Consider the following 26,643-nt stretch of genomic DNA (forward strand, 5'->3'; position numbering starts at 1 on the left):
CGGATCGGAACTTTCGGTTCGAGGCGGTTCGTGTTGTCGGAAAGAGGGTTCGATGGCTTATCGGGATGAGTTCGAGCAGGGCGGAAAGGGTGTTGCCGCACCGGTCGCGGATCGACAGCCCGGCCCGGCGCCGGCTGCGGAGGAGGCCGTGGAGGGTCCGGGGCAGGGGGCTGCCGTCCCGGCGCCGGCTGCGCCCGCGAAGGCGAAGGCGCGCAAGAAGCCGGTGATCGCGCTCGTCCTCCTGGGCGCATTGGCGTTCGGCGGCTACGAGGGCTTCCATTGGTGGACCGAGGGGCGCTTCATGGTCTCGACCGACGACGCCTATGTACAGGCCGACATCACGATCCTCTCGGCCAAGGTTTCCGGCTACGTGTCCTCCGTGGCGGTTGCGAACAACCAGAGTGTCAAAGCCGGCGATCTGATCGCCAGGATCGACGACGGCGATTATCGCTTCGCCCTGCAATCCGCCAAGGACAAGCTCGCCACCCAGGAAAGCGCCATCGAGCGCATCGGCCGCCAGATCGAGGCGGGCCGCGCCTCCGTCGCACAGGCCGAGGCGCAGATCGCGGCGGCGCAGGCCGAGTTCGAGCGCGCCCGGAGCGATTATGCGCGCCAGCAGCAGCTCGCCCGCTCCGATTACACCAGCCGCGCTTCGCTTGAAAACGCGAAGGCGGCCCGGGACAGCGCGGAGGCCAACGTCAGGAGCGCCCAGGCGGCACTGGCCGCGGCCCGGGCCAATGTCGAGGTTCTCGCCGCCCAGCAGAACGAGGCGCGCCGAGTCGCGGCCGAGCTGCAGACCTCCGTGGAAAAGGCGGAGCGCGATCTCTCCTTCACGGAAATCCGCGCGCCCGCTGACGGCGTGATCGGCAACAAGGCCGTCGAGGTGGGCACCTTCGTGCAGCCGGGCGCGCGCCTGGCCGCTCTGGTTCCGCTGACCAGCGTGCATGTGGACGCCAACTTCAAGGAGACGCAACTCGCCTCCCTCAAGGTGGGTCAGCGGGTGAGGATCGAGGTCGACGCGTTCCCGGACGCGGACATCGTCGGTACGGTCGAAAGCGTGTCGCCGGCGTCCGGCGCCGTATTCAGCCTGCTTCCGCCAGAGAACGCCACCGGCAACTTCACCAAGATCGTGCAGCGCGTGCCCGTGCGCGTCGCCGTGAACCCGGAAGTCGCCCAGCAGGGTCTGCTGCGCCCCGGTCTCTCGGTGGTCGTCGACGTGGACACCCGCACGTTGGCTGAGCCGCAGAAGACGGCCAGCGTCAACCGGTAAGAGCAGAGAAAGCCGCCATGGCCGCTTCCGCCGCCATCACGAACGCGCCCAAGGCCGATATGCCGGCCGCGAAGCCTGCGCAGGTCAGCCCGCGCAGGACCTTCGCGTTCTTCTGCATGGTCTTCGGCATGTTCATGGCGATCCTGGACATCCAGATCGTCTCGGCCTCGCTCGCCGAGATCCAGGCCGGTCTCTCGGCCTCCTCGGACGAGATTTCCTGGGTGCAGACGAGCTACCTGATCGCGGAAGTGATCATGATCCCGCTGTCGGGCACGCTCTCGCGCGTGCTCTCCACGCGCTGGATGTTCGTTATTTCCGCAGGGGGCTTCACCTTCATGAGCTTCCTGTGCGCGACGGCCACCAACATCGACCAGATGATCGTCTATCGCGCGCTGCAGGGCTTCATCGGCGGCGGCATGATCCCGACCGTGTTCGCCTCGGCCTTCACGGTGTTCCCGCCAGAGAAGCGGCCCGTGATCTCGCCGATCATCGGCCTCGTGGCGACGCTCGCGCCCACGATCGGCCCGACGCTCGGCGGTTATCTGACGGACCTGTTCTCCTGGCACTGGCTGTTCCTCGTGAACATCGTGCCCGGGATCCTCGTGACGGTGTCCACCTATCTCCTGGTCGATTTCGACGAGCCCGATTTCGAGCTCTTCAAAAGCTTCGACTGGGCGGGCCTCGGCTTCATGGCGGCCTTCCTCGGCAGCCTCGAATTCGTGCTGGAGGAGGGGCCGACCAACGACTGGTTCCAGGACGAAGCGGTGCTGATCCTCACCATCGTCTGCGCCGTCGGCGCGGTGGGCTTCTTCTACCGGGCGTTCACCGCCAAGCAGCCGATCGTGGATCTGCGGGCCTTCGCCGACCGCAACTTCCTGGCGGGTTCCGCCTTCAGCTTCGTCATGGGCATCGGCCTGTACGGACTGACCTATCTGTATCCGGTTTATCTCGGCCGCATCAGAGGCTACTCGTCCCTGCAGATCGGCGAGACCATGTTCGTCACGGGCGCGGTCATGTTCTTGATGGCGCCGGTGGCCGGGATCCTGTCGCGCAAGATGGATCCGCGCGCCATGATGGGCATCGGTTTCGCGGCCTTCGCGTTCGGTACATGGATGATGAGCGGGCTCACCAAGGATTGGGATTTCTGGGAGCTGTTCCTGCCTCAGGTCTTCCGCGGCGTGGGTCTCATGATCTGCATGGTGCCCATCAACAACATCGCCCTCGGCACCTTGCCGCCCGACCGGATCAAGAATGCGTCCGGTCTCTACAACCTCACCCGCAACCTGGGCGGTGCGGTCGGCTTGGCGCTCATCAACACGATTCTCAACAGCCGCCTGGACCTTCATCTCCAGCGGCTGCGCGAGAGCGTGAACTGGGGCCGCTCGACCGCGGTCGAGGCGCTGAACGCCATGACCCTGAATTTTCAGGCTCTCGGCACCGATGCCGGCACGGCCGCGATCAAGACCCTGTCCAACATGCTTCGGCGCGAGGCAACGGTCATGTCCTTCGCGGATGTATTTCTGTTGCTGACCGTGCTGTTCCTGGGCCTGATCCTCGCCCTGCCGTTCATCGAGAAGCCGCGCGCGGCTCCTGCCGGAGGCGGGGGGCATTAGGTGTTCAGTTCTGGCATTGGTGGATCGGATTGAGCCTGAAGCGCTTGGCTCGGCATGAGGGGTCCTCGGACGATGTATGGTCTGCCGCCGGATCGGCAGATTGGCCCACCGCATAGTCGGCACCGCTGCATGTTTCAGGGCGTCCGAATCTTACGGCGGTTTGCCGCCGCACGACGAGCTCGAGATGCTTCTGTTGGACAACGAAGGACAAGGGCGAGGCGACGGAGTTGGTCCGGTCGCTGAGCGAGAGGGTCGTTCTTCTGACGCCGGAGGAGGGGGACCCGATGCGCAGCTGCAGGGCGCTCCGGCGGTGTTGTGAGGCTGTGCTTGCGGCGCTCTGGTGTTGGACCGCCGGCAGCTCTGTGGGGGTGAGGCGCGGGCGTCCGATCGGGCCCCTGATATGCCAAGCCCCTGACGCGGAGGCGTTCAGGGGGCTTTGGTGTGTTGGCTGCGGGGACCTGAAACCACCGACAATTTGAAGGGCGTCAATATTGTCTTCCTAGAAGGAGAAGAGGATCGATGAATCCTCTGAAGGAGAAACATCTTCCGTACATGTGCCAGTTTCAAGCCTCACATTGAGGAACGCAAACTCCACCTGCTCATTGACGCGCAGGCACGCTGTTGAGCAACAAGGTTCATCCGGGCGATCTTCACGACCGTGCAGGAGTGAGATGCTGCTGGCCTTACTATATTTCGCATCCTAATCCGGCGTTTCACCCACATATGCGAAGATAATATCTCACCAGCCTCTTGGGAGCGCCAAGACCGATCTATCAACCTCGGCATATATCGAGGGACTTCTCCCAAAAAGGAACGCGACTGCGGCTGCCACCCGGAATATGTCAATCAGCTGCGGTGTTTCCAACCCAGCGGTCGATCATTCAAGTGGACTGATGGCCCCTTCAGGAACGGTAGGTCCGGTAGGCTCTTCAGGAACGGTAGGTCCGGTAGGCTCTTCAGGAACGGTAGGTCCGGTAGGCCCACCAGGAACGATAACAATATCTCTCGGACGGTCGAGCTCAACTGCTATATCTCGCTCGGTAGGTCTATAAAGTGCATTCGGATATTTATAGAGGTGGTCACGGCTCGGGGGAACTGGGGGCGCTGTATACGACAGCTTTGACTGAGTTGCGACTATAGCCGACTGGCGCGCGAACTGACTGAGTTCTGAGGATACACATAGCCCGCCAACAGTTCTCCCCTCCGGACAGCTTGGCGATACCTGCGCCAGCACCGCGGCACTACACGCAGCACGGTCAATCGGGCGAAGGCAGCGCTCGGCGAACTGGGTCGTGGTAGGACCCGCTGGACGTGGCCCCTCAATAGCCGACCGCGTGACGGCGACCGCCTGCCCCGGCATGTTCAAGGTCGCGCAGCGCTGTGGTGTGCGGATCAGGCAGACGACGATCACGCCTTCTCGAAGTGCAACGGACGTGCGCTGTGAATCGACAAGCAGATCGAACGCGGTGCCGCGCACTCCGATAACGGCATGCGGCGTTCGAACTTGATAGGCGCTTGGCTGCGATGCACCGCTCACCCAGCGCAATGCTCCTGTTGCGATCCGAACCACCGCTTCGCGCGTGGTCCGGTCGGGATTGTAGACGAAGCGATCCAGGACAACGGATGCAGATGGTCCCAATGCGAGCCTGGTCTCGTCCAGAAACTGAAATTGTGCGGCGCTCTCGTTTGCGGTCCGAATATTCTCGTTTGAGAACACGCCGTCACCGGGATTGATAGCTCGCGTTCGCCCACCAAGTGCACCTGAGACGTTTCGATTGACCACGACAGCTGATCCGATGTTCCGCTGTGCTAGGGCAGGTCCTATGGCTGAGAGGAACAAGGAAACAAGAGCAAAATTGAGGATTATCCTGTGGCAATGTGCCTTGAGAACTGACATCTCTGAACGCCTCCGCCCTGAATTATTTACCAGTTTCTGCCGACACGCGGGTCTTCCAATTATAGGATCTCCGTCCCATCACCGGAGAGGCCTTAAGGGCAAGACCGTAAGGCTCAGAACCGCGCGGTTATCCCGGTGCTTGCCTGCCAACCGTGTCCTGATTGTTGTGGCAGAGCCTCGCCGCTGAAAAATTGGTCTACAAATGGCCCCTGAGCGCCTTCGCGCGTCCAGACGCGTTCCAATCGCGCATTCAAAGTGAATATGTCTGAAACCGCGAAGTTGGCGACTGCTCCAAGGCTCCATCTCCTTTTAGCGGGTACAAACTGCGACGTTGTCGGAAGATATGCATTTTCGTCGCGATAAAGAAAGCTAGCCGTTGGACCGGCGGTGAGATTTGAGGTAATTCGATACGCTCCGTCGAGACCTATTCTGTAGATGTTGCTGTTAGAATTGAGGTCTTCCCGAAGAAGTGGAGCGAGTGGCTGCCCTAGTTGGGGCTCGGAAACCTTATTGGGTGAAGTATGGCTCCATCCTAAGGTTAAAGTCATACTAAGATCCTCTGTCCAGAGGTAAGACAACCTTCCTTGCAACAAGAATCGATTGCCCAATTCGTAGTCAGGGTTGCCAATAACGAAGTCCCCCGGAATGTTAATGAGACTCGAACGAGAGGTTGTTTCGATTGTGTAACTCGTTGCAAGCTGGGCGAAGATGCGACCGCTCTGATAATTCAGCGAGCCACTCAGCGTAAATGTATTCCCGGGGTCGAATGAGCGTAAAAGTTCAGGGAAAAATGCATTCTCTATATCGTATTCCCCACGCCAGACATAACCGACGCTCGTATTCAGCACCAGACTCTCAGTAATGGGAATGTTTGCTCCAACAGTCGCTCCGTAGTTCCATCCTTCTCCAAACGTCGGCACATCGACATAGTCAGGATCCAGCCGCGCGCGTGACGAGTTCCCTTGAAGCGGTGTCTCGCCGGTCGGCAGATTCACATTCAGGGAGAGAAAAGGCTGGACCCCCGGGATGCCTAAATATGTGAACGTTCCGCCAGCCTGGGTATCCGTCGGACCAACATACTCGCCGCTGAAGAAGGGCGTTGTCTGGCGAGACCGAACGTACCCTCCTCGGGCAAACATCTCTACTTTAATGTCATCTACAGGCCGCCCGATCAACTGCGCCGCAAATGGGAGATAAAGCTGAGAGCCTTTTCCCGGTCTTCGTCCGGTGCCCGCTACGCGGGGATCAAAGCCGAAAGTATTCTTATAAGTAAAATATCTCACTTGGGAATCGAATAACATCTCCCATCGCTTGTCATCCGGCTGCTGATCCTGCGGAGTAACTGTTTCAGTCAAGTCGGCGGATAGAGCCGCCGTAACACTGAAAATCGTCAAACCTAATTGGGAAACAAACGTTCGGCGTAACACACACATCAAATGCATAGCGGCCTCCAACAACGATCGATTGTTGATCGGCCAAAATCCCAAATGCAATAATCACAATGTATATCACTACTTGAACATCAACGATGTTGCAGGCTCGCCACGGATCAAGACATTAAGTTTCGAGAAGGATATGGATCTATGCCATTTATAGACTTATGTTCCGTAGCCGCATGCCATAATTTCGACTTTGGCAACTGTCAGACAGCTCGGCAGCGGACACAGGTTCGACATTGCTGAAGCGCTCGCGAGGGTCATGGCGCTATGTGCTGATGCTGTGCGCCCGCACCTTGAAGTGAGACTTCGCGCGACAAGCAGCGGATGAACGCATCGGGCTCTTCATTGAGCGATTCACCTGGCGTTCGGGATCCTGAGGCGAACTCGAATCTTGTAGGTGCAGCGGAAATAAGTTAAGTTGAGACAAGTATTTCGGCTTGATTGTGCATTCCAGAGTGGAGGCACATGCCTGCCATATTCATAAGCCATTCGAGTGTTGACCGCGAAATTGCCGCGGAACTCAAACTGTGGCTCGAAGAACTAGGCTATGAATACGTCTTCCTTGATTTCGACCGCACAATCGGAATAGATCCCGGTGAAAACTGGGAGCGCCGGCTCTACGAGGAGATCGCGCGCTGCCATGCAGTAGTCGTCGTTCTCACGCCGAACTGGCATAGCTCGAAGTGGTGCTTCGCAGAGTACACGCAGGCTCGCGCTCTCGGGAAGCGTATTTTTCCGATTGCGGCAGGACCGGTTCATGAAGCATCGATTGCCCGGGATCTCCAAGAGATCGATTGGCGGGCGTGGAAATCCGGCGGACGCGAGCGCCTTGCCCAGAAAATCAGAGCAATCACGGATGAACTCGCACGAGGCTTCCGCTGGGATCCCGCCCGTCCTCCCTATCCAGGCATAAATGCATTTGAGAAGGAAGACGCGGCGATCTTTTTCGGCCGAGACGAGGAAACGCACGAGATCATAGAGAAGCTCGAGAGCCGTCGACTGCAGACCCGCGGGAGCTTCCTTCTCGTCCTTGGTTCCTCAGGCAGTGGGAAGTCATCGCTAATTAGGGCCGGCGTTGTCCCAGCACTCGAACGGGAGCGGGCGTCTTGGATTATCGTTCCGATTATCCGTCCTCAAGCGGAGCCCCTGACCGCCTTGGCAAAGGCTTTGGCGGAGGCCAACGGAAAACCTGAGAGCTGGCATCAGTGGAAGCAGCGCTTAACCGAAGAGCCACGCTCCGCCCTCAAGGAGTTCGCGGATGAGCTGCGGGTGGGGCGCCAGCGTGCTGCAACCCTGCTCCTGTGTATTGACCAGTTTGAAGAAATCATCTCCGTTCGGTCGACAGAAACGCATGCCTTCCTGGGAGCTCTTGCAGTCCTTACAGACCAAGAAGTCAATCTGCCCTTCCTGGTTGTCGCTACGTCCCGATCGGATGCACTGGATGAGCTCCTCGCGACGCCCGAGATTGCAGCCATCGGGCCCATGACCTATCCGCTGCGGCCGATGCCCCTTGATCGGGTGAGGCGCATCATCATAGGACCCGCAGCAGTCGCTTCGATCAACCTTGAAGAAGGATTGGTGGAGCGCATCCTTCGCGACGTACCCTCATCGGACGTCCTGCCGCTTCTCGCTTTCACACTACGCGAGCTGTATGACCATTCGAAGGGCCATCATCGTCATCTTACAATTGCCGACTATGAAATGCTCGGCGACGCTGGTGCCGGCTTCTCCCCTCTTGAGAACGCAGTGCGGCGCAGAGCTGAAGAAGTCATCGAGGCCGAGCGACCGTCAGAGGAAGAGTTGATCGCCTTGCGTCGCAGCTTCATCCCCGGTTTGGTTCGCCTGACCGCCGATGGGCATGCCCTTCGTGCAATCGCGCGTCTGGCTGATTGCCCCGCCGCCGCGCATCGCCTTCTGTTCGCCTTGGTTCAGAGCCGTCTTCTGACATTGAGCGACGAACATGGTGATGCGCGGATTGAGGTGGCGCATGAAGCACTTTTCCGAGCTTGGCCGAAGCTGACGAGCTGGATCACGGCGGAGCAGGAATTTCTCCTCGTCTACAAACAGGTCGAGGAGCAAATGAAGATCTGGGCCGTGGCACCTCAGGAACGAAAGGAGGAAGCGCTCCTGCAAGGTTATCTGCTCTCACGCGCGCGGCGGTTCCATGTCGACGGATCCAATCGGTTTGGTTCCTTAACGTCCTTTGTTTCCGCCAGTATTGCGCACGATGACGAAAAGCAGGCTCAACTAGTCGACGCGGGTAAGCGCGGAGGAATACTTGAGTCGATGGTGCGCCCTCCGGAGGAGGCCGTCCGTCAGCTCTTCGGCTCAGGCCGCGGCCTGAGGGAGCACGGAAAACTCGTGTCGGCACTCCAGGCATGGGGCGGCTCGATCACGCGGAAGTTGACCCTTATCCTGATTGTTGCGACCGGTCTCATAGGGTCAGCGACTGCGCTCAGGATCATTGATCCTTGGTTCATCGCAGACCTTCGAAATCGGACTTTCGATGTGTACCAACGACGTGCACCTCGCCCCTACGATGCCTTCAAGGTCCGGATCGTGGGCATTGATGATGCCTCGCTCGCTGCGTTCGGCCAGTGGCCCTGGCCTCGGATCCGGCTCGCCGACTTGACACAGCGCCTCGTTGAACTTGGCGCCTCTGTCATTGTTTTCGATGTGATCTTTCCTGAACCCGACCGGACTTCGCCCATCCATCAAGTCCGCAGCCTTGACTCCAGGGAGTTGAGTGAGCTGCATAAGATCTATGCGTTGTCCGGCAACCGGCTTGACCATGATGAGGCGTTCGCCGATGCAATCAGGAATGCGCCTGTCGTCCTCAGCTTTGCGACCTCCACTTTAGCGAATGGCCTACGGCCTCCGGTCAAATCCGGATGGGCATTGGTGGGCGTTGAACCTCAAACCTTCTTGGACCCCTTTGTCGGGGCCGTGACGAATATCCCGATCCTTGATCAAGCATCGAGTGGGGTCGGGAGCTGGAACGCAGTCGCAGATCAAGATGGGGTGATCCGCCGGATACCGATGCTGGTCTCCGATGGATCCAGAATCTATCCCAGTCTTGTTGCCGAGGCACTCCGCGTGGCGTTCAGCCAAAACACGGTTATGGTAAGGAGCGTTGGGGCCGCGCACCCCAAGCTCGACCAGATCCGGATCGGTGAGTTTCAAATTCCCTTGTCTGCGAGCGGCGATCTATGGCTGCGCTATGATCATGACCGCCAAGTTCGCTATGTGTCGGCCAAAGATGTGCTGAAACCAGTAGTGGAGGCGGATCTTCGTGCGCAAATCGAAGGCCATGTCGTTTTTGTCGGCGTCTCAGCTCCGGGCTTAGGCGGAGCTAGTATCACAGCGCTCGGAGAGACGGTTCCAGCTGTCTCGGTCCACGCTCAGGCCATGGAGCAGATCCTCGGAAAATCGTTCCTGGCTCGGCCTCATTGGGCTGACGATTTGGAGATCTGGGCTACAATTCTCCTCAGCATAGCGGTTGCCGCTCTGCTGTTTGGACTAAGCCCTCAATTGACGTTCCTCGTCGGAGCTCTAGCGGCTGCGATGGCGGTTGGGTCCTCTTGGTGGCTCTTCTACCAGCATGGCATTCTCCTCGATCCTGTTTTTCCGCTGCTGAGCTCTTTGATCGTGTACTTTGCTGTGACGGGTATTCTGTATATGGCCGCAGATCGGGAGAGGAAATTCATCAGGCAAGCGTTTGGGCGATACGTTGCGCCGGAGCTGTTGACGAAACTGGAGCGCTCTCCCTGCAGCATGAGACTGGGCGGCGAGGTACGTCCGATGACCATCATGTTCATGGAGGTGCACAACTTCACGCCGATCTGCGAGGCTCTCCCGGCTGCCGATCTCGTCGGCTTCATCAATCAACTCCTCTCTCCCATGTCGGACGCGATCCAGGCTGAGCACGGTACGATTGATCGGTATGTAGGAGACTCAATCGTGGCCTTCTGGAACGCGCCGCTCGACATCCCTGATCATGCCGCGCGGGCATGTCGCGCTGCGCTCCGGATGCAGGACATCATATCCCGGATGAATTCTGAAGATGCCTTCCGCTTCCGAGCACGGAACCAGCCCGATCTCCAGGTTAGGATTGGCGTTGGCATCAACACGGGGGATGCATGCGTCGGCAACATGGGATCTGACCGGCGCTTCAACTATTCGGCGATCGGAGAGGCCGTAGACGTGGCGACGCGGATTGGATCTTGCTGCAAGGGACTGGGTGCACAGCTTCTAATCTCGGAGGAGACGGCTCACGCAGCTCCGGGCTTTGCCGTCCTGGAGACTGGCGAGATCATGCTCCGAGGTGAGGCACGGCCGAGAAATCTCCTGGTGCTTTGTGGCGATGAGGCGACAGCATCCAGCCGCGAGTTCCACGAGCTTGCTGTAGTACACGAGCGTTTGCTTGAAGCCATTCGGCGCAGAGATAGCATCGGGGCCGCGGCTCTGCTGTCTGGATGTCGTTCCCGCGCGGGCGGGTCGCTTGCGAGCTTGTACAATCACCTTGAGAAGAAGATTTCAAATATAGAACAGGGTGTCATCGTCCAGGACGACCGAGTTCGCGTTTCGGGAATTACTGCGCTCCGGACCGGCGGGTAGATCGAGATTCTCGCCCGGCATCAAGAGATGAAAGCGCGGATCGCCCTGCCGCACGTTCAGCGCCGGAGGTGTTTTATCATGCCTTGGACCACGGAAAGCGCTTCGCAAGGTCGGCGTGGTGTGCTCCCGGGGCACGATCTTCTTTGGGGTGTGGGTTGTATTGGCGTGGTTGCACGGGCTTGCCCGCGCGGAAGCCCTGTGGGCGCATAGTTGCAGGGCGACTTAGCGCGCATCCTCGCTCGGTGCTCGACGGGCGCTGAACAATCAGAAGCGCTTAACGCTGTTGGAGCTAGTGGCTTTTCATTCTGTGTTGGATAAGGTGGGCCCAAACGCAACGAAGCCCTTGAGTTTGGTGTTCCTCAAGGGCTTTGCGGTTGCGTTCAGGGGGCTTTGGTGTGTTGGTTGCGGGGGACCTGAAACCACCGACAGTTGAAGGACAACCTGAGTAGGCGATGTAGCATCGTCTTAGCTAAATCATTGGGGCCATTGAGGTGACATGGGCGAAGTGGTCCAGCCGCTGTGTTAGTCTGACCGGCAAATTTCCTTGGGGGCTCAGAGAGGTTTGTCATGCGGAAGAAGGGGTTCTCGGTTGAGCGGATCGTGGCGATCCTCCCAGGCATGATCAAAGCGGGTGTTCCAGCCGGCTCCGGTACCGGAGCGCTTTGACCGAGAGTTCCCGAATGCGCTGATGCTGCGACTCCTGCAGCTTCGGGCGGCGGTCGAAGACGCGGCGCTCATGACGCCTTCGGTCGTCGAGCTGGAGCGGCACTACCGGAAACTGAAGGTTCCGGTGACGATCATCAGAGGCGCGGACGATCAGATTGCGGACGTGGGCCTTCAGTCCGAGCGCCTGCATCACAAACTGGCTGGCAGTGAGTTTATCCTCCTACCGGGACTAGGCCACATGGTGCATCACCGGGCTCCGGACGCAGTTGCCACAGCCATTGACGACAGGGGGCAGCGATCCGGCCCTGCGTGGGACCTAGGAGTGGGATAACCCCTTGTTGCCCTTAGTCTCGGCTGTCAGCAGCCAGCACGCAACCGACATCGCCGGCTCGGAGCGAGCACGCCAGAGGGGAGGTATGGGGAACCGTCACTTGAATTGGACATTAGCCCACTGTGCTTTCATCAACACACCAAACCGAGTGCAGCATTTCCGTTTTCCAGGACGTCCGAAACACTGCGCGGGATCGGAGGAGGCGCCATGTCTGACATCGTTGTAAAAAGCCCAATGCAATATCTCGATAGAGCTGCGTCAGCTCTCCGGGAAATTGGGATCATTCCTCCTCAAGCCATGGACGCTCCCATCAATGGCCTCCTGGAGAAGATCTCAGACCTAGATCAGGACCGGATTGTGATCATCGCCCGCACCCTGGGTCAGACCAGCGTCTTCAACGAAGTCGTCCGCGAGCAGACCCAGGCGATGGAGATCGGCGAGCGCTACCGTCAGATCACCGAGGCCTTCAACTCCATCCGCGACGACACGAAGAAGATGGTCGACCAGCTTGACGACCAGAAGATCGATTTTTTCGAACGGATCAACAATGTCTGGATGAAGCTCTCCCGCGGCGATGTCGCGGACCGATTCGATGAGATCAAAGAGATCTATCTCGACGTGACCCGCTCAACAAAGGATCAGATTGAGCGCGAGCAGATCATCCTCGATGCCTATCGTGACTTCCGCGGGGCTCTCAAGCATGCGGAGGTGATGGCCCTGGAGGTGCTCCGGGCCGCTGAGCAGAAGCTGGAGGCTGCTAAGGCGGATCTGCAGAGAGCGTCCGATGCCGTCATCAACTTCAAGGGCGCGGAAGTGGCCGAACGGGCCCGACTGGAGCTCGCCCGCGACGAGCGGCTCCGCCGCACCCAGGACGAGGAGAAGCGCTATCAGATCGCCAAGGACCTCTCGGACAACCTGACGGTCAGCTACAACACCTCAGAAGTAATCATGGCGCGTCTGATGCAGATGTCGAATGCCAAAGAGCGCGTTTACGCCCAAGCCGTGACCTTCTTCTCGACAAACGATTCCGTGTTCACGGCGCTGAAGGCCTCCTTCACCGGCATGTTCGGCCTGAACGAGTCAACCCAGACCCTGAACGAGATGAAGGAAGGCGTCTCGCGCAGCCTTGAGGTGCTTGCCGAGATCGGAGATCAGGTCGGCGAGGCTGCCGTGAAGGCTGGCTATGGCCCGACGATCCGGGCCGATGCGGTCAGGAAGCTCGTAGATTCCGTGATCACATTCCAGGAGCGCTCTCAGGAGATCATCGGCGAGATGCGCCGGCTCGCGACCCAGAACTCGGCCGAGATCCGCGACGCGGTCGAGGACGGCAAGCAGCGCATCGCTCGCCTCGTGGCCGAAGGACAGGCCCTGCCAGCCAATGGCTGAAATGGTTGCACAACCGCCCGCGAGCCCACCTGACAGACCATCTCAGAGTCTTGATGAGGTGATGCTCGCGATGGACGTGGTGGACACGCTCCGCCACCAGGAGAACCTTGTCAGCCGTGAGCTTGGCGAGGAGGATCGAGACGCCCAGCTTCTGCACCGGCTGCGCGAGATCTACAGCGGGCAAGGCATCGAGGTGCCCGATCGCATCCTCTTGGAAGGAGTGCGGGCACTCAAGGAGCAGCGTTTCGTCTACACCCCGCCGGGCCCGAGCTTTGCCCGCACCGTAGCGCGGGCCTGGGTGAACCGCGGCAACATCGGCCGTCGCCTCTTGTCTCTCTTGACGTTGCTGGCGTTTGGCTGGGGCGCGTACCACTTCGGCGTGGTCGAGCCGGCTCGCCAGCGGAAGGCGCAGGAGCAGGCCCAGGCTGAGCGAAACCAAATCGAATTGGCTGAGAGGCTGCCGGCCGCCCTGGAGCAGGGGCACGAGGACGTGCTACGGGAGGCGCAAGTGCCGGCAGCACGAGAAACGGCTGACCGAATCCTTGCGGACGGCAAGGCCGCGATCTCGCGTCGCGATGCCGAGGGTGCCCGGCAGGCCATCAACGATCTGGAGGTCCTGCGCGCGGACTTGCGGCGCGAATACGTCCTGCGCATCGTCTCCCGCCCGGGTGAGCCCACCGGCGTCTGGCGCGTGCCGCAGCGCAACCCCGCTGGCCGAAATTACTACCTGATCGTGGAGCCGGTCACTCCCGACGGGCGGATCCTCAGTCTGCCTGTTACCAGTGAGGAGAATGGCCGGACTGCGACGACGTCCAAGTGGGGCGTGCGCGTGGACGAGGCTACGGCCAGGCAGGTGGAGAGGGACAAGAATGACGATGGCATTGTGCAGCGCAATCGTCTGGGTGAGAAGCGTCGGGGCCAGCTTGACGTAAACTACCTGATGCCGGTTCTCGGCGGTGCGATCACACAATGGTAAGGCGATGATCTCAGGACGCCAGGCGCTCGCGCAGATCGAGCAGTTCATCGATAAGGCTCGCCAGCAGGAGGCGCAGTTCGAGCGAGCCTATGCCGCCGCGACCGAGGAGGTCGGTCGCCTGCGGATCCAACGCACGGAACGCTTCCGTGAACTGGCGCGGCTGAAGCTGGATGCGATCAAGCAGGACCAGGTTGTCGGCGAACTGGATGCTGCCGAACGCCAGGCCATGGATCTGCTCAACAGTCGCCAAGAGGCGCTGCGTCAGTTGACCGAGCGGCGCCGGCAGGCAGAGGAGCGTGTGCGCCAGGCAGAGGCAGGTCGGCAAACCGCAGTCGACGCCCTCGAGAGAACCTTGGCCGATGTCGAGACGATCCGCAAAAATGTCGAGGCCAAAGTCAGCATCAATACTGATTGGGTTACCGCCCGGGCTCGGGTGGCCGAACTCACCGGACACGCGCAGCAGGCGGAGAAGAAGGCCGCGCAGGCGGAAGCCGATCGGGACGAGAAGCGCCGTCCTTATGAGGACGATCCCTTGTTCATGTACCTGTGGAAGCGGAAGTTCGGTGCTGCCGCCTACCGGGCCAATTCCTTGACCCGCACCATGGATCGCCTTGTGGCGCGGGTCGTTGGCTATGACAAGGCGCGGGCTAATTTCGCCCTGCTCAACGAGATTCCTGAGCGGCTGCGCGAGCATTCCCGCTGGCTCATTGGGGAACTGAGGGAGGCGAGGGATAGGCTAACAGCCCTGGAACGCCAGGCACTCGTGGACGCGGGCATCGGGGCGGCCGAGGCCGCCGCCGCGAAGGCGCGGGATGCTGTGGCAGAGGCCGACGGCAGGCTCGCTGAGGCACGGGAGGCGCTCGTCACATTGGACCGCACTTACGACGCCTCGATCCTGGAGGGGGACGCCCCGTACCGCGAAGCCATCGAGGTTCTGGCTGCCGCTGATCAGCGCGAGAACCTCGACCAGCTCTACCGGGAAGCCCTGCGCACGCCGATACCGCGAGACGAGGAGATCGTCCGGCGCATTCAGGCGACGGACGATTTGATCAATCAGGCGCTGCGCCGGGCGGTGGACGCTCACCAGCGTCTCAAGGAGATTGCCCAGCGCCGTTCCGTGATCGAGCGCGAATGGGAGGAGCTTCGACACCAGGGCTATGACACCCCCTATGGCACGTTCGGCAACGAGGCCGCCTTAGGCAACGTGCTGGGTGGCGTCCTCACGGGTGCGATTGGCGGTGCGATCCTGGGACAGGTTCTGCGCGGCGGTTTCCATCATGGGCCGAGCCCGTGGGATTCCGGCTTCGGCGGTGGCCTGCCGATTCCGCCCCTGGACGGTTTTGGAACCGGCGGGTCTTTTGGTGGTGGAGACTTCAGGACAGGCGGGTCATTCTGATCGCATGTGATGAGTGGGCGGAGTGGTCCCGGTAGGCAACCTAAGTGACATTCACCAAACGAATCTGAGCGGAGGCATTTTGAATGACGGCTCCTGGCACGAGGTCGACCTTAACCGCATTTGCGCGGTGGGCGGACCTCTGCACGGTGTCGCTCTATGACCTTGTCTGACCCAGTGCAGTCCTCAGTATCAGGTGAGATGGAATTCATAAGCTAACAGATCACGGTCGTCCTCCGGATGAACAGAGGCTGGCTTTTCCTCTGCTGCTTTCCGGACCCTGAGAGCAGGACGTTACGGTCGGCTAACCTTTCCATGAGGAGTATTCTAGCCGCTGTACCAACACAGGATCAGCAGGAGTTGCCATAACTAATCCGCTGATCGATTTATCCAATCCCGAATCCTGGCGCCTGCTGAAGCAAGCTAGAAAACGCGGCTATCTCACCAAGATCGAGTTTGACCAGATGTTTGGGTCAGAGCTGCCGCCTGACCGCATGGTTGGTGAATCAAACCTTGCCGAACGGGACTTCTACGGACCTTTCCTGGCTATTCACAGGCCGACTTTTTGAAGGTTTTTCGGAAATCAAAAGCGCAAGCGCACCCTCCAAAAATGCAGAGAGGTCGAATCAGTGAGTCACTCGATCCGAAGAAATCGCCAGCTCAAAGGCTAGATATTATGCCCGCGGAGTCTTATATCGCTCGTGTCAGGTTCACCTGACTATGATCGTAGAGGCAAAGTGGAATAGGCGTTTAGGACGCGGGTTCGATTCCCGCCGCCTCCACCACAAACACATTGGCCATTAGGTACCGCAGAGTGGATCTGAGCACCTTGCTTATCGCTGTAGCTGGTGTGCTGTCTCGGTGTGTTTGTGATGGGGGCGACATGGGTTCGACTGGGCGCGATAAAGACTGGGCTGCGATTAGGCTGAGCTACGGCCTTAACAGTGCACATTCACAAATGCCAACGACAACGTTGACATGGGTGCGGTGCGCCTCGCGGCGTAACCATCCGGGGCTCGGGGTAGCCTAGCAACAGAAACGGCACCTTCGGGTGCCGTTCCCATTTCCAGCCTTTGGCCTTCTCGACTACCGCTGATTAAACAACAGAAAGACGAAAATTAGATGTCGGAGATTCAAGTGGGCGGATACATCCGGGTTCCCAAAGGGGCAATTGTCTATCCGACGGGTGACGGCGTCGAGGCTCCGTCCATGCGCGATCAGGTCGTGAGAGTCACCAATGTCTTTGACGTGGACGTGAAGAGCGCCAACTTCTATCTGCTTCTGCCAGACGATATGCGGTTGCGATACTTCGAAGCCAGCGGCGGCAAGCGCCCCATCGATCAGGATATTCTCGAGTTTACGGATCGTCTGACCAGGGGCGACTACCGGGCGGTGGAGTGGTCAAGCAAGTGGGCGCTAATCGCCGATGTTCAGCCTGCCGAGCCTCCCACTCGCGCCAAGGCGGCAGAAAAGACGGATAAGCCCGCAAAGAAGCCTCTCACGAAGCAGCAGCAGATGGTGACGGGTTCCGAGTGGCGCTTCACCCAAGATGCGGAGCTTCGATACAAAGTGCGCAACCCCGCCTATGCCAGCACGCGCGAGGACCTCGCGAGCGGCCTACGGCATCTGCCGTCCCATGAGCGGATGAAGGCCGTCGATGCCCGGTTGACCGAGCTTGGCGTCAAGGATTTTCTTGATGAGCCCTGGGGGCCTGTAAGGGCAGGCGAAACCTTCACCGTGCGCAGCAAACTGACCTCCGGCATCGGAGGCGGGCAGGACGTGCCGATGCTGTTCCGGGGCGAAAAGTTCACGCTGCCTTACGCCAGCCTCGAACCCTTCATCGAGTTGGTCACCATTCCATAGAACAGGATCAAGCTGCTTGTGGCCATGGGTGTCTTCTCTCAGCCTCAAGCAGCTGCTCGGCCCTGCGTATAAATTCGTTGCCGGGAAGACCTGGCTCGATTGGGCGGAGATAGGAGACCGAGATCGTTCCTGCACGCTTGTAAGGCTGACCCGGTCCCCAGAAGAGGCCTGAGTTCAAGGCCACCGGAAGAACCGCCCGGTCGAGCTTGGTATAGAGCAGTTCCACCCCGCGCTTGAATGCGATGGGCTCAGAGGCCGGCTTGCGAGTTCCCTCTGGGAAGATCAGCACGGAACGGCCTTGGTCCAGCGCCGCCCGGCTCTCGTCCACCATCTTGCGGACAGCCTTTGAGCCGCTCTCACGGTCGATCAGGATCATCGGCGACTTGCGCAGGAACCACGAGAAGACCGGGATCGTCAGCAGTTCCTGCTTCGCGACAATCGCCACATCCGGGAACAGGATTAGGAACGCCAGCGTCTCCCAGGTCGACTGGTGATTGGCGATGATCAAGCAGGGCTCGTCCGGGATGTTGTGTCGGTCCCGCTCAGCATAGGTCAGACCGACAAGCCATTTCAGTCCAATAAGAATGCCGCGCGCCCACAGCCGGGACGCCAGCCGGACGCCGCGCTCGGGGGAGCCGCATAGCCACAGGATCGCCAAGGCGGGCGCGAAGAGCCCGGTCCAGAGAGCCAAAAAGATATCAAAAAGTATTGAGCGAACGTGCTGCATTGGAGTTGAATGCTTCAGATGAATCGTTGCTTGATCAGGGGCAGAACTGGCTGGCACACGCGTGATGCCTCCTGTCCTTATTAGATACTAAGGACTGTTGATCGTAGTGCTGGCTCAAGCTGGATACGAAGTACGAAGGGGTACGAAGCAGCGCGTGGTAGATGCTGCGTCTTCTGTAAGCCCGGGATTGGTGCTTGGGCTCTGTTGCTCCAATTCTGCTAAACCTTCGCCTCAGTTGTCTCAGGCCTCGGTCCAGTATTGGGAGCAATCACTGGTCGACGCTGACCGGCAAAACGAGCCTTCGGCTTCGGAGCCGCAATCAATCCTTCCCGGATTGCCTGCTTACGGGCTGCTTTGCGGTTGCGCCGGACAGCTTCTGCCTTCTCCCGAGTCTTCCGCTCAGATGGCTTCTCGTAGGCTTTTCGCGCTTTCATTTCGCGGAAGATCCCTTCGCGCTGCATCTTCTTCTTGAGAACCCTTAGAGCTTGATCGACATTGTTGTCACGCACCAGAACCTGCAACGGATATCCTATCTATATGTTGGTGTGGGTTATTCCGCCGCAGCTTATGTTCGTCGGATCAGATAAACGAGAAGTTCAGAGCTAAAGGGCGAGGTGGTCCCAGCTTCGCTCTTCCGGACCGCTACTTTCGTGCTTTGCGGGCCGCGTAACGAGCATCGCGAGCAGCCTTGCGCTCCGCCTGAAGCCTCGCATCACTTGCCTCCTTCTCGGCGGCCATGCGCTTCTCCTGCTCTGCTCGTTCCGTTGCATGGGCTTCACGTTCAGCCGCAATGTGAGCATCCTCAGCAAGGCGCTTTGTCTCACGTTCAGCCATGCGTGCATCGCGCGCAGCGCTCATGGCTGCCCGAGCCACCCGGCGTTCAGCTACCGCCGGATCGTCGGGTCCTGGGCGCTGCCGGAACTTTGCCGCCATCGCCTGCTTCGCATTCTTGGCAGCATCGAGCCGTTCACTAAAATCCTGATGCTTCATTCCGCCTATTGAACTCAATTTGTCTACCTAATCTAACCTATGTCAGTTACCGGATGCGCCGGATGCTGGTGATATTACCGCCGGGCAAGGTGCCCTGCTCTTGCTGGGCTCGTGCGATCAGCCCGATTGTTCGGCTATCATTGGCATTTTCGGGATTGTCGATCCACAGATAAGCCCGACGAGCATCGTCATAGTTCACTACGAACATCACAGATTTCGCAGGGGCCGTTCTTCGAAACGTGTTCATTGATTCCTCACTCGCTCGGTATCGAATGACGAAGGTTCGGAAAGAAAAAGCCGCTCCATCCAGAAGCGGCTCCGTATGTAGGCGCTTATGGTTTGCGCCCAATCATCCTCAGGCCTTCTGGATCTTATCGACAGCCACCTTGCCGGAGCGGCGATCCTCAGCCGTGTCGAAAAAGATCTTCTGGCCTTCGAAGAGGCCGCGCATGCCGGCGCGCTCAAGAGCGGTCGCGTGGACAAAAACGTCCTTGCTGCCATCGTCCGGCTGGATGAAGCCGAAGCCCTTCATGTCGTTGTAGAATTTCACAGTGCCCATGATCATGGGGGTAACCTTTCGCGATTGATGCAGATGCACGTGAGCACAGGCGCGCAAAAGCGCGACCTCACCTCGGTTCGTCGATGTTTTGGAAAGAGAGCCCGAACGTGCGCCTGGCAGAGCCAAAAGCGATACGGCCCGATTGTCCGGCCAAAGTCGATAATAGAAATATGGGTATTTATTGGATTTCTACAAGGACATCTTTTTAACTTATGGGCAAAAATGGGCTGTTTTCCTTTGCAATCCGATGCACCGAGTTGCCTCAGGTGCAAACCGCAAGGGCCGCTCCATAATGGAGCGGCCCTTGTCCTAAAGTGGGTGATCGGAAGGCTTGATCAGGCCGTCTTCAGATTCCCGGCCGACTCCTTGCCTGTCCGGCGGTCGGTCTCGACATCGTAGGAGACCTTCTGACCTTCAACCAGACCATCCAGGCTGGCGCGCTCCAGTGCGCTCGCATGGACGAACACGTCCTTGCCGCCGGTGTCGGGCTGGGTGAAGACCTGATTCTTTGTTTCGTTATACCATTTGGTCGTGCCCGTCGCCGTGGTGAACTCCTTTCGCTAATTGTGATAGAGGCGAGCCGCGGCAATAATGCCCATCGGCTCAAGGGTATCGATGCTTGGGGAGGTCGTCCGTGCATGTGCACGGTGAGGCGCAGCAGTTCAGTCGTCGGCCAAATCTCGATATGATGACAACAAGATTACCACGCGGCCTTTACAAGGCACCGGCGGGCCCGCTGGATACCGACGTATGAGGCGACTAGCGCCGGCTCTGCAGGGTGCTTGATTGCTGAGCTGCATCCACCTGCGCCTGCCAGAGAGGAGAAGCGAATGTCTATTTCTGGAACGTTCCGGGAGTACGCTGAAGCTTTGCAATGAAACGGTGAGCAGACCGTCACACGGCCGTGCTTTGGGACGTCTTCGACCCGGTGCTGACGTTCACCATTCGAGACAATACGCGAAGCGTACAACTTGGTCGCGTAAGGAGCCTCGTTCCATGACGTTTCATTCTCGGAATTGCGCAGACGATCTTCATTGATTGAACTGCCTCGCGGGCCGGAACACCTAGCCGCAGGAGGCGTTCTCAGATAGGATCAGCTTAGCAATTAAGCGGAGAAGCTGCTCCTGGAGCTTTCAAACGGAGACACTTGCATGAGCAAACTCACAGCACTGATCAGCTTCCTTTTTCTGGCCGTATCGCCCACCTTGGCGCAAACCCCACCCGCTACGCCTGGCGCTCCTCCCGCCGGTGATGCCGGAGCCACCGCTGGTGGGATCATGGATTACTGGTGGATCATCCTGCTGGTGATCATTGTCATTGCGGCTGTCTGGTACTTCTCCCGCAGCCGCACTCGGGTGTAGGACAGCTAATCTTTCAGCGTAATAGAGCCTGAACAGGGACATGAACTTAGGCGTTGATCGGCGGACGTGTTGATGCTCATGACCGTCTCCTCAACAGGTACCCGGCCTTGTGCCGGGTTCTTTTCGACATGTGCCGTTTTCTGCAAAGCTATAAAGGCGCTTCTCTGGGACACACCGCAGACTGATCCGGTCACCTGATCCTGCAAACAAAAGGCCCCATTAAGGGGCCTTTTCCATTCAGCGTCCGAGCAGTTCAGTCGAACAACTCCTCGAGAAACGATTTTTTCGCTTCGGATGGCCATGTTGATGACCGCGTCCGTGTGGCTGCCAAAAGCCGCTCCTCGGGGTAGCGCGGGCGGGCGTGTGATCGGGCCTCTGATACGCCAAGCCCCCTGACGCGGGTTGCGTTCAGGGGGCTTTGGTGTGTTGGTTGCGGGGACATGAAACAACCGACGTTTGCGGTCGCAGCTTCTACCTAGGGCAGCCGTCCTAAACCCAGTAGGCGATTACACCGACGCATCGACTATGATCTTGCAGGCTTGGGAGACCTGGAATAACAGCCGGTCCTTGAGAGCCATCTCACCATGGATTGGCATCAGGCCCTTGGTTTATGGGCGTTCAGAAGACCGTACTGCATCGAACCTGTGCCATAGGCAATCCAGATGCGGACAAGGGTTAAGGCGAAGATGCGATTTCCTGCCTTGGAGTCCATCAGATAGCCTCGATACTTGGACTCAGTGAGGAGTTTTCTCATGAAGCGCCCCGCACAGATCGTCCAGGTGCGCCGGACCCGGGCACTGAGATCCTCGAAGCCATCGACGACAAACCCGCTCTTCGTCGCCCACTCGCGATAATCATCCATGCTGCCCATCCCGGGCAGGCGACCCTCTCGGCAGATAGGCTCCAGTAGATAGCGCTCCTCCCAGGGGCATGTTCTAGAGCGGGCGAGCCACGCATAAACGGCAATTCTTCCTCCCGGACGAAGGGTGCGATATGCTTCGTCGAAAAAGAGCTGCTTGTCCCGCATATGCTCAGAACTTTCGATTGCGACCACGCAATCGAATGAGCCCGCCTCAAAGGTATTCTCAAGCCAATCCTGATGCAGGAAAGTGAGAAGGGGGGACTTGGCTGCTCGCATTGCTGCGTGCTGCGCCTGCACGGCGGATATCGTCAGCCCGGTCACGGAGACGCTACGATTTCTTGCAAGCCACTCCGCAGTGGCGCCATAGCCGCAGCCAACGTCGCAGACATGATCGTTTGGCTGCAACATCAGGCTGTCAGCCAAGTACTCGATCAGCGCCTCCGCTGCCTCGGCTGAGGTTTCGCGGCCTGTAAACCAGAGACCGTGATGGACGTGATCTCCCCAGACCTCCCGATAGAACACGTCGAGATCGTTGTAATGTGCGGCCACGTCGGCGGCAGTCTGAGCCTTCCTCGGGATAATCATGGCCCAACGAGCACTCTTTGCACCACGCGATCCTGCAGGCGGGTTGAGGATGTGACGTGCCTCATGACTGAGGGCCAAGCTTGGCAGAAACGGAGAATGGCGCTCCGCCCGAAGGGATGGCGAGTAGCAGCGTAGAGGAGAGATGCAAGGCGGATTTGATGCTGTATGTCTGCCTTGAGCTGGCGGTGAAAAGTCGAGCTGGCCTGACCGAGCGTCAGATAGGTGGATGCCGCAAGACAGCCGCTGTGCAATGCGATCGCCATCCCGTCGCCGGTATAGGATGGGATCACGCCCGCTTGATCGCCGATCCGGAACAAGCCTTGCGGCTCGTCAGTTCGTGATGGATGAACGAAGCCGTAAGGAACACGAGAGATCGAAAGGGGGCGCTCAAAGAGCGGGACGGCACCTTCGAGCCGCTTTCTTAGGGCAGGCGTCTCCTCGGAAACGGTTCGAAGCAAGTCTGGCCAACTCCTGCCGACAGCTTTGAAGCGCCCCTGCGTGACAACCAAGCATAGGTTGGCGGTCCCTTCCTCGATCATCTGCAATCCGGCATAGCCGCCAGCAAAGAGAATGATCTCTACATGTCCGTCGAGGGTGCTCTGCTGGCGCTTGGCGAGACAGAAATGAGCCTTGAAGCCAACTAAGTCGTGTGTCGTTCCCGATGTGGGACGCTTGACGCCTCTGATGTCGTGCTTGCCGGTTGCGAGAAACAACGTCCGGGGGCGAAGGTCGCCCAGCTCGGCGCATCGAGCATGAATTCCTCGTTCGTCGAAAGAGATCGTTCTGACGGCACATCCCCTGACCACCTTGGCACCGCGTGAGGCGGCGAGGTTCAGCAGGACTTCATCCAGCTTCATGCGCGAAACGCCCCGCGCTGTGAAGGGCAGCTCGACCTCGGCAGAACGTTGTCCGCTGATCAACCGGACCGACTTGATGCGACTCGCGCCAAGGTCATCGAGGTCGATCCCCAGATGAGCGAGATAGGTCTGCGCCTCGATGCTCAGGAATTCGCCACAGACTTTATGCCTGGGCGCTATTTCCCGCTCGATCAGGAGAGTGGGGCAGCCCGCCCGTGCCAGCATGCAGGCCGCCACCGCGCCGGCCAGACCGCCGCCTGCGATAACAACCTCCTCCATGCGCTCGCCTCTCGTCATCGTAGCCGGCTCACGCACAGGCGGAACGGGACATACCAGCGAATGCTAACAGCATCAGGAGACACTCCCGCAGCTTGAACGATGCGCTCCCAATCTTCCCGCCGGAAGCTGCGGGCAATCGAGACGGGTCCGTCATGCTGAACAAAGCGATGCCAGCCGGCAAGCCGTGACAGGGCTCGAAACGCATGGAAGGGAACAGCATGCCGATGAAGATCCGCGATGAACCAGCCCCGCATCGATGTCCGCTCCATCCAAGCAACGAACTGAACGAGTTCCTCGTCCGAAAGGTGGTGCGTCGTCTGTGAGCTGACCACCATATCGACCGGGCGGTCAGGTTCGTACTCGAATATGTCACCCGTCCGGTAGTCGATCTCTACTCCCTTGGGAGTTGCCGCCTGGGCAATGGGTGCGCTCATGGGGTTGAGGTCGATGCCGACAAGATCGACCCGCCTCCCGCGCCGTTGGCTCCAGTCGTGGATGCGGCGCAGAAGATCGCCGTAGCCATATCCCACATCGACGATCGTCAGGGAGGCGTTCGGATCGACATGGCGGACGGCATGATCAAGCCACCTCAGAATCGGTCTGTGGGTGAGCGTGAGCGCATTGACCCGGGACAGATCCTGCAGGCAGGCGCGATAATCCTCGAGCCTCACGGGCTCGGTGTCCATGAGCTCGGTCTCGTCGCTACGCTGGGCGAAAGAACGGCTCATGATCCAAACTAACCGGCAATGTTGAAGCGGAACGTCTCCGCCGCCAGTCCTGGTCCAAACGCCATACCGAGGCCCTTCGAGGCAGGGGCTGCCTGCTGCAGGATACGTTGGAGGACAAACATGATTGTCGCCGAAGACATGTTGCCGAAGTCCCTCAGAACACTGCGGGACCACTTCAGGGCATCAGGAGCGAGATCAAATCCCTGTTCGACGGCATCAAGGATTGTTCGGCCGCCGGCATGGACGGCCCATAGATCGAACTCGTGTTGCTGCTGCCCCCACAGGATACCTTGATCATCGTTGCGCCCGGCCTCGTGGCTAAGGGCCCTGGCGATCCTCCGAGGAACCTCGCCTGAGAGGTTCATGACGAAGCCGGCCTCGCCGATTCTCCAGGTGATGAGATCGCGCGTATCTGGGATCGTCACGACGCGGAAGTCCTGTAGGGCGATCCCTTCTGACTCGGCAGAGACTAGGCAGGCGGCGCAGCCGTCACCAAAGAGCAGGGCGCTGAGGTTCTCCTCAAGGTCGGCGGTCTCCTGCAGGTGAAGAGTGCAGAGCTCCAAGTTCACCACCAGCACTTTGGCGGAAGGCTCGGAGCGCACGATGTGGTTTGCTGCCTTCAGGGCGTTCACGGCGGCCGCGCATCCCATGAACCCGATCATGGTTCGCTCAATCGAAGGGTTTAGCCTAAGACGCTCCGTCAGCTGCTGATCAAGCCCGGGCGCTGTAAAGCCCGTGCAGGAGGTCACCACCAGATGGGAGACGGCTCCTTTTTCGTCACCAAGCCCGAGAGCATCCACGGCCTTTTCGGCGAGGTCCACGGCATGGGTCTCGAAGCGAGCCATTCGCCGCGTGGTGTCAGCAAACTGCTCGGCCTGATAGAACCCTTCGTTGTCGAGGGCGGTGGTCGGGTCCTCGTGCGGCTTGAGCGTTGAATAGCGATGGTCGATTTCGGCTCTCTGTGCCATGCGGCGGAACAGCAGCTTGGCCTTGTGATCCGGCAGGCGTTGTTCAACAAAGTTGATGAAAGCCTTATGCACATCATGCTCGGGAACGGCCGTACCGATCCTGTTGATACACGCAATTGTCACGATGTTCCGCCTCATCGAATGATGCACTCGAAAGGGAACACGCAACGGCTCCAATATGTTCAGCGCGGATGACGGATTGCTTGATGCAAGAGAGTTAAGGACACGGCGAACCAGTGTGGGGTTCCGGAGCCAACATCTCATTGGTTCGCCAACAGGCCAGTGGGCACAGGAACCGGACAGCAGTGAGCCTGTCATGGTCGAATAACCTCTCCTGGAGCACTATCATGGCCGCTACAGATGCTCCTGCAATCTACATCACTGCTCTGCGCAACACACACGCGATGGAGCAGCAGGGCTCCAGCAGATGGAGCTCCAGGTCTCGCGCCTGGAGAGGTACCCTGAGTATGTATCTCTCCTGGACCGGCACATCGAAACCACCCGGGCCCAGTTGGAGCATCTCGAGCAGGCGCTGGGAGCGGCAGGTGAGGGCGTATCCGGCATCAAGGAAACCGTTACGGCAGTAGCTGGCACAGTTGGGGCCACCGTGCATGGCATGTTCCAGGATGAGACGCTCAAAAACCTCTATGCCGGGTATGCTTATCAACACGAGCAAATCGCCGCCTATCGCTCGTTGATCGCCATTGCGGAATCCGCCGGCGAGACGGCACACGCATCCGCCTTCCGTGTGTCGGTCCAGGAGGAGCAGGCCGCACGGGAGGTGGCCAGCATTATCGAGCCGGTGACCCGGCGTTATGTTGAACTCACGACAAGCGGGGAGAAGGCTGACGGTTAGGGAAGCTGCCGTTGGCAATCCATGATGCGGAGGGCTGCGGCTAAGACATTTTCATCAGGATAAGTACCGTCGGGACGCGGATTGCGTTGCGCCGACCAGAGAGAGGGGACCGAGCACCTCAAGAAATGCGCCAGAGAAGCAGCTGAACGCGTTAAACTCCCTGCTGCTGCCTTAGGTTGAACTTGGTTTGGAATGCTGTGCCGTTCCGATGGTTTCTGATCACACTGACGGACGATGCCAAGCGCCTTATGATGCTACGGCAGCTAATCATGTCTTTGAACGCAAGAAGCCTCCACTGCATGTCTGCATGGGGGCTTTGGTGTGTTGGTTGCGGGGACAGGATTTGAACCTGTGACCTTCAGGTTATGAGCCTGACGAGCTACCGGGCTGCTCCACCCCGCGCCATGCGGGCCAGGATTG

At 59.3% G+C, this 26,643-nt stretch carries 20 protein-coding genes, 1 tRNA gene, 1 other RNA gene and 2 pseudogenes; 11 read left to right on the forward strand and 13 right to left on the reverse strand.

From position 1 onward, the window contains the following. The first annotated feature begins 52 nt into the window (after positions 1-52). Both E4K09_RS15085 and E4K09_RS15090 read left to right on the forward strand, forming a co-directional pair. On the forward strand, positions 53-1,270 hold the full coding sequence (locus E4K09_RS15085; protein ID WP_134498351.1) for an HlyD family secretion protein: 1,218 nt from the start codon (positions 53-55) through the stop codon (positions 1,268-1,270). Between the two features lie 17 nt (positions 1,271-1,287). Then, a complete protein-coding gene (locus tag E4K09_RS15090) occupies positions 1,288-2,883 on the forward strand; it encodes a DHA2 family efflux MFS transporter permease subunit (RefSeq protein WP_134498353.1) in 1,596 nt (531 codons plus the stop codon). An 877-nt stretch (positions 2,884-3,760) separates the two neighbouring features. Here E4K09_RS15090 and E4K09_RS31070 read toward each other — a convergent pair. After that, entirely contained in the window at positions 3,761-4,780 is a 1,020-nt protein-coding gene (locus tag E4K09_RS31070; protein WP_134498355.1) for a FecR family protein, read from the reverse strand. A gap of 113 nt (positions 4,781-4,893) precedes the next feature. Continuing rightward, positions 4,894-6,222: a transporter gene (locus E4K09_RS15100; RefSeq protein WP_134498357.1), complete on the reverse strand. Its 1,329-nt coding sequence runs from the start codon at positions 6,220-6,222 to the stop codon at positions 4,894-4,896. Positions 6,223-6,684: 462 nt separating this feature from the next. Here E4K09_RS15100 and E4K09_RS15105 point away from each other — a divergent pair, with 462 nt between their 5' ends. The 7 genes and pseudogenes from E4K09_RS15105 to E4K09_RS15135 all read left to right on the forward strand — a co-directional run bounded on the left by E4K09_RS15105 (position 6,685) and on the right by E4K09_RS15135 (position 17,451). Continuing rightward, positions 6,685-10,836: an nSTAND1 domain-containing NTPase gene (locus E4K09_RS15105; protein ID WP_134498359.1), complete on the forward strand. Its 4,152-nt coding sequence runs from the start codon at positions 6,685-6,687 to the stop codon at positions 10,834-10,836. A gap of 606 nt (positions 10,837-11,442) precedes the next feature. Beyond that, positions 11,443-11,833 (forward strand): annotated as a pseudogene (locus tag E4K09_RS15110) (alpha/beta fold hydrolase); the annotation flags it as partial. A gap of 207 nt (positions 11,834-12,040) precedes the next feature. Continuing rightward, positions 12,041-13,219 (forward strand): cell surface protein, encoded by a 1,179-nt coding sequence (locus tag E4K09_RS15115; RefSeq protein WP_134498363.1) that lies wholly within the window; start codon positions 12,041-12,043, stop codon positions 13,217-13,219. A 1-nt stretch (position 13,220) separates the two neighbouring features. Continuing rightward, the gene (locus E4K09_RS15120) at positions 13,221-14,195 is read left to right on the forward strand and encodes a DUF6384 family protein (RefSeq protein WP_134498397.1); all 975 of its coding nucleotides are present in this window, start codon (positions 13,221-13,223) and stop codon (positions 14,193-14,195) included. A gap of 4 nt (positions 14,196-14,199) precedes the next feature. Further along, on the forward strand, positions 14,200-15,591 hold the full coding sequence (locus tag E4K09_RS15125; protein ID WP_134498365.1) for a coiled-coil domain-containing protein: 1,392 nt from the start codon (positions 14,200-14,202) through the stop codon (positions 15,589-15,591). A 661-nt stretch (positions 15,592-16,252) separates the two neighbouring features. Next, positions 16,253-16,635: a transfer-messenger RNA gene (gene ssrA / locus E4K09_RS15130) on the forward strand. Positions 16,636-16,710: 75 nt separating this feature from the next. Continuing rightward, positions 16,711-17,451: a hypothetical protein gene (locus E4K09_RS15135; protein WP_134498367.1), complete on the forward strand. Its 741-nt coding sequence runs from the start codon at positions 16,711-16,713 to the stop codon at positions 17,449-17,451. 7 nt (positions 17,452-17,458) lie between these two features. Here E4K09_RS15135 and E4K09_RS15140 read toward each other — a convergent pair whose 3' ends face one another. The 6 genes and pseudogenes from E4K09_RS15140 to E4K09_RS15165 all read right to left on the reverse strand — a co-directional run. Continuing rightward, a complete protein-coding gene (locus tag E4K09_RS15140; protein ID WP_244610511.1) occupies positions 17,459-18,142 on the reverse strand; it encodes a lysophospholipid acyltransferase family protein in 684 nt (227 codons plus the stop codon). A gap of 254 nt (positions 18,143-18,396) precedes the next feature. Next, the gene (gene rpsU, locus E4K09_RS15145) at positions 18,397-18,699 is read right to left on the reverse strand and encodes a 30S ribosomal protein S21 (RefSeq protein ID WP_134498371.1); all 303 of its coding nucleotides are present in this window, start codon (positions 18,697-18,699) and stop codon (positions 18,397-18,399) included. Positions 18,700-18,820: 121 nt separating this feature from the next. Continuing rightward, positions 18,821-19,168 carry a DUF6481 family protein gene (locus E4K09_RS15150; RefSeq protein WP_134498373.1) on the reverse strand — a complete coding sequence of 116 codons (348 nt, stop codon included), beginning with the start codon at positions 19,166-19,168 and terminating at the stop codon, positions 18,821-18,823. A 46-nt stretch (positions 19,169-19,214) separates the two neighbouring features. Continuing rightward, positions 19,215-19,415: a hypothetical protein gene (locus E4K09_RS15155; protein ID WP_134498375.1), complete on the reverse strand. Its 201-nt coding sequence runs from the start codon at positions 19,413-19,415 to the stop codon at positions 19,215-19,217. A 108-nt stretch (positions 19,416-19,523) separates the two neighbouring features. Further along, positions 19,524-19,733: a cold-shock protein gene (locus E4K09_RS15160; protein ID WP_134498377.1), complete on the reverse strand. Its 210-nt coding sequence runs from the start codon at positions 19,731-19,733 to the stop codon at positions 19,524-19,526. A gap of 329 nt (positions 19,734-20,062) precedes the next feature. Continuing rightward, positions 20,063-20,269: pseudogene (locus E4K09_RS15165) on the reverse strand (cold-shock protein); the annotation flags it as partial. A gap of 609 nt (positions 20,270-20,878) precedes the next feature. Here E4K09_RS15165 and E4K09_RS15170 point away from each other — a divergent pair. Further along, on the forward strand, positions 20,879-21,088 hold the full coding sequence (locus tag E4K09_RS15170) for a hypothetical protein (protein WP_134498379.1): 210 nt from the start codon (positions 20,879-20,881) through the stop codon (positions 21,086-21,088). 595 nt (positions 21,089-21,683) lie between these two features. Here the strand turns inward: E4K09_RS15170 and E4K09_RS15175 are convergent. From E4K09_RS15175 to E4K09_RS15190, 4 genes are read right to left on the reverse strand one after another with little or no spacing between them, the layout of a single operon-like run. After that, positions 21,684-22,535, reverse strand: coding sequence for an SAM-dependent methyltransferase (locus E4K09_RS15175; protein ID WP_134498381.1), 852 nt, complete (start codon positions 22,533-22,535; stop codon positions 21,684-21,686). Next, entirely contained in the window at positions 22,532-23,671 is a 1,140-nt protein-coding gene (locus tag E4K09_RS15180) for an NAD(P)/FAD-dependent oxidoreductase (protein ID WP_166802340.1), read from the reverse strand. The genes E4K09_RS15175 and E4K09_RS15180 overlap by 4 nt, the downstream gene beginning before the upstream one ends. Before the next feature lie 14 nt (positions 23,672-23,685). Beyond that, positions 23,686-24,399, reverse strand: coding sequence for a methyltransferase domain-containing protein (locus E4K09_RS15185; protein WP_204985732.1), 714 nt, complete (start codon positions 24,397-24,399; stop codon positions 23,686-23,688). An 8-nt stretch (positions 24,400-24,407) separates the two neighbouring features. Further along, entirely contained in the window at positions 24,408-25,490 is a 1,083-nt protein-coding gene (locus tag E4K09_RS15190; protein ID WP_244610512.1) for a type III polyketide synthase, read from the reverse strand. A 304-nt stretch (positions 25,491-25,794) separates the two neighbouring features. Here E4K09_RS15190 and E4K09_RS15195 point away from each other — a divergent pair, with 304 nt between their 5' ends. After that, positions 25,795-26,223: a DUF892 family protein gene (locus tag E4K09_RS15195; RefSeq protein ID WP_342211355.1), complete on the forward strand. Its 429-nt coding sequence runs from the start codon at positions 25,795-25,797 to the stop codon at positions 26,221-26,223. A 325-nt stretch (positions 26,224-26,548) separates the two neighbouring features. Here E4K09_RS15195 and E4K09_RS15200 read toward each other — a convergent pair. Further along, positions 26,549-26,625, reverse strand: a tRNA-Met gene (locus tag E4K09_RS15200). Positions 26,626-26,643 lie beyond the last annotated feature (18 nt).

This window comes from Microvirga pakistanensis (assembly GCF_004458765.1).
Lineage (GTDB): Bacteria > Pseudomonadota > Alphaproteobacteria > Rhizobiales > Beijerinckiaceae > Microvirga > Microvirga pakistanensis.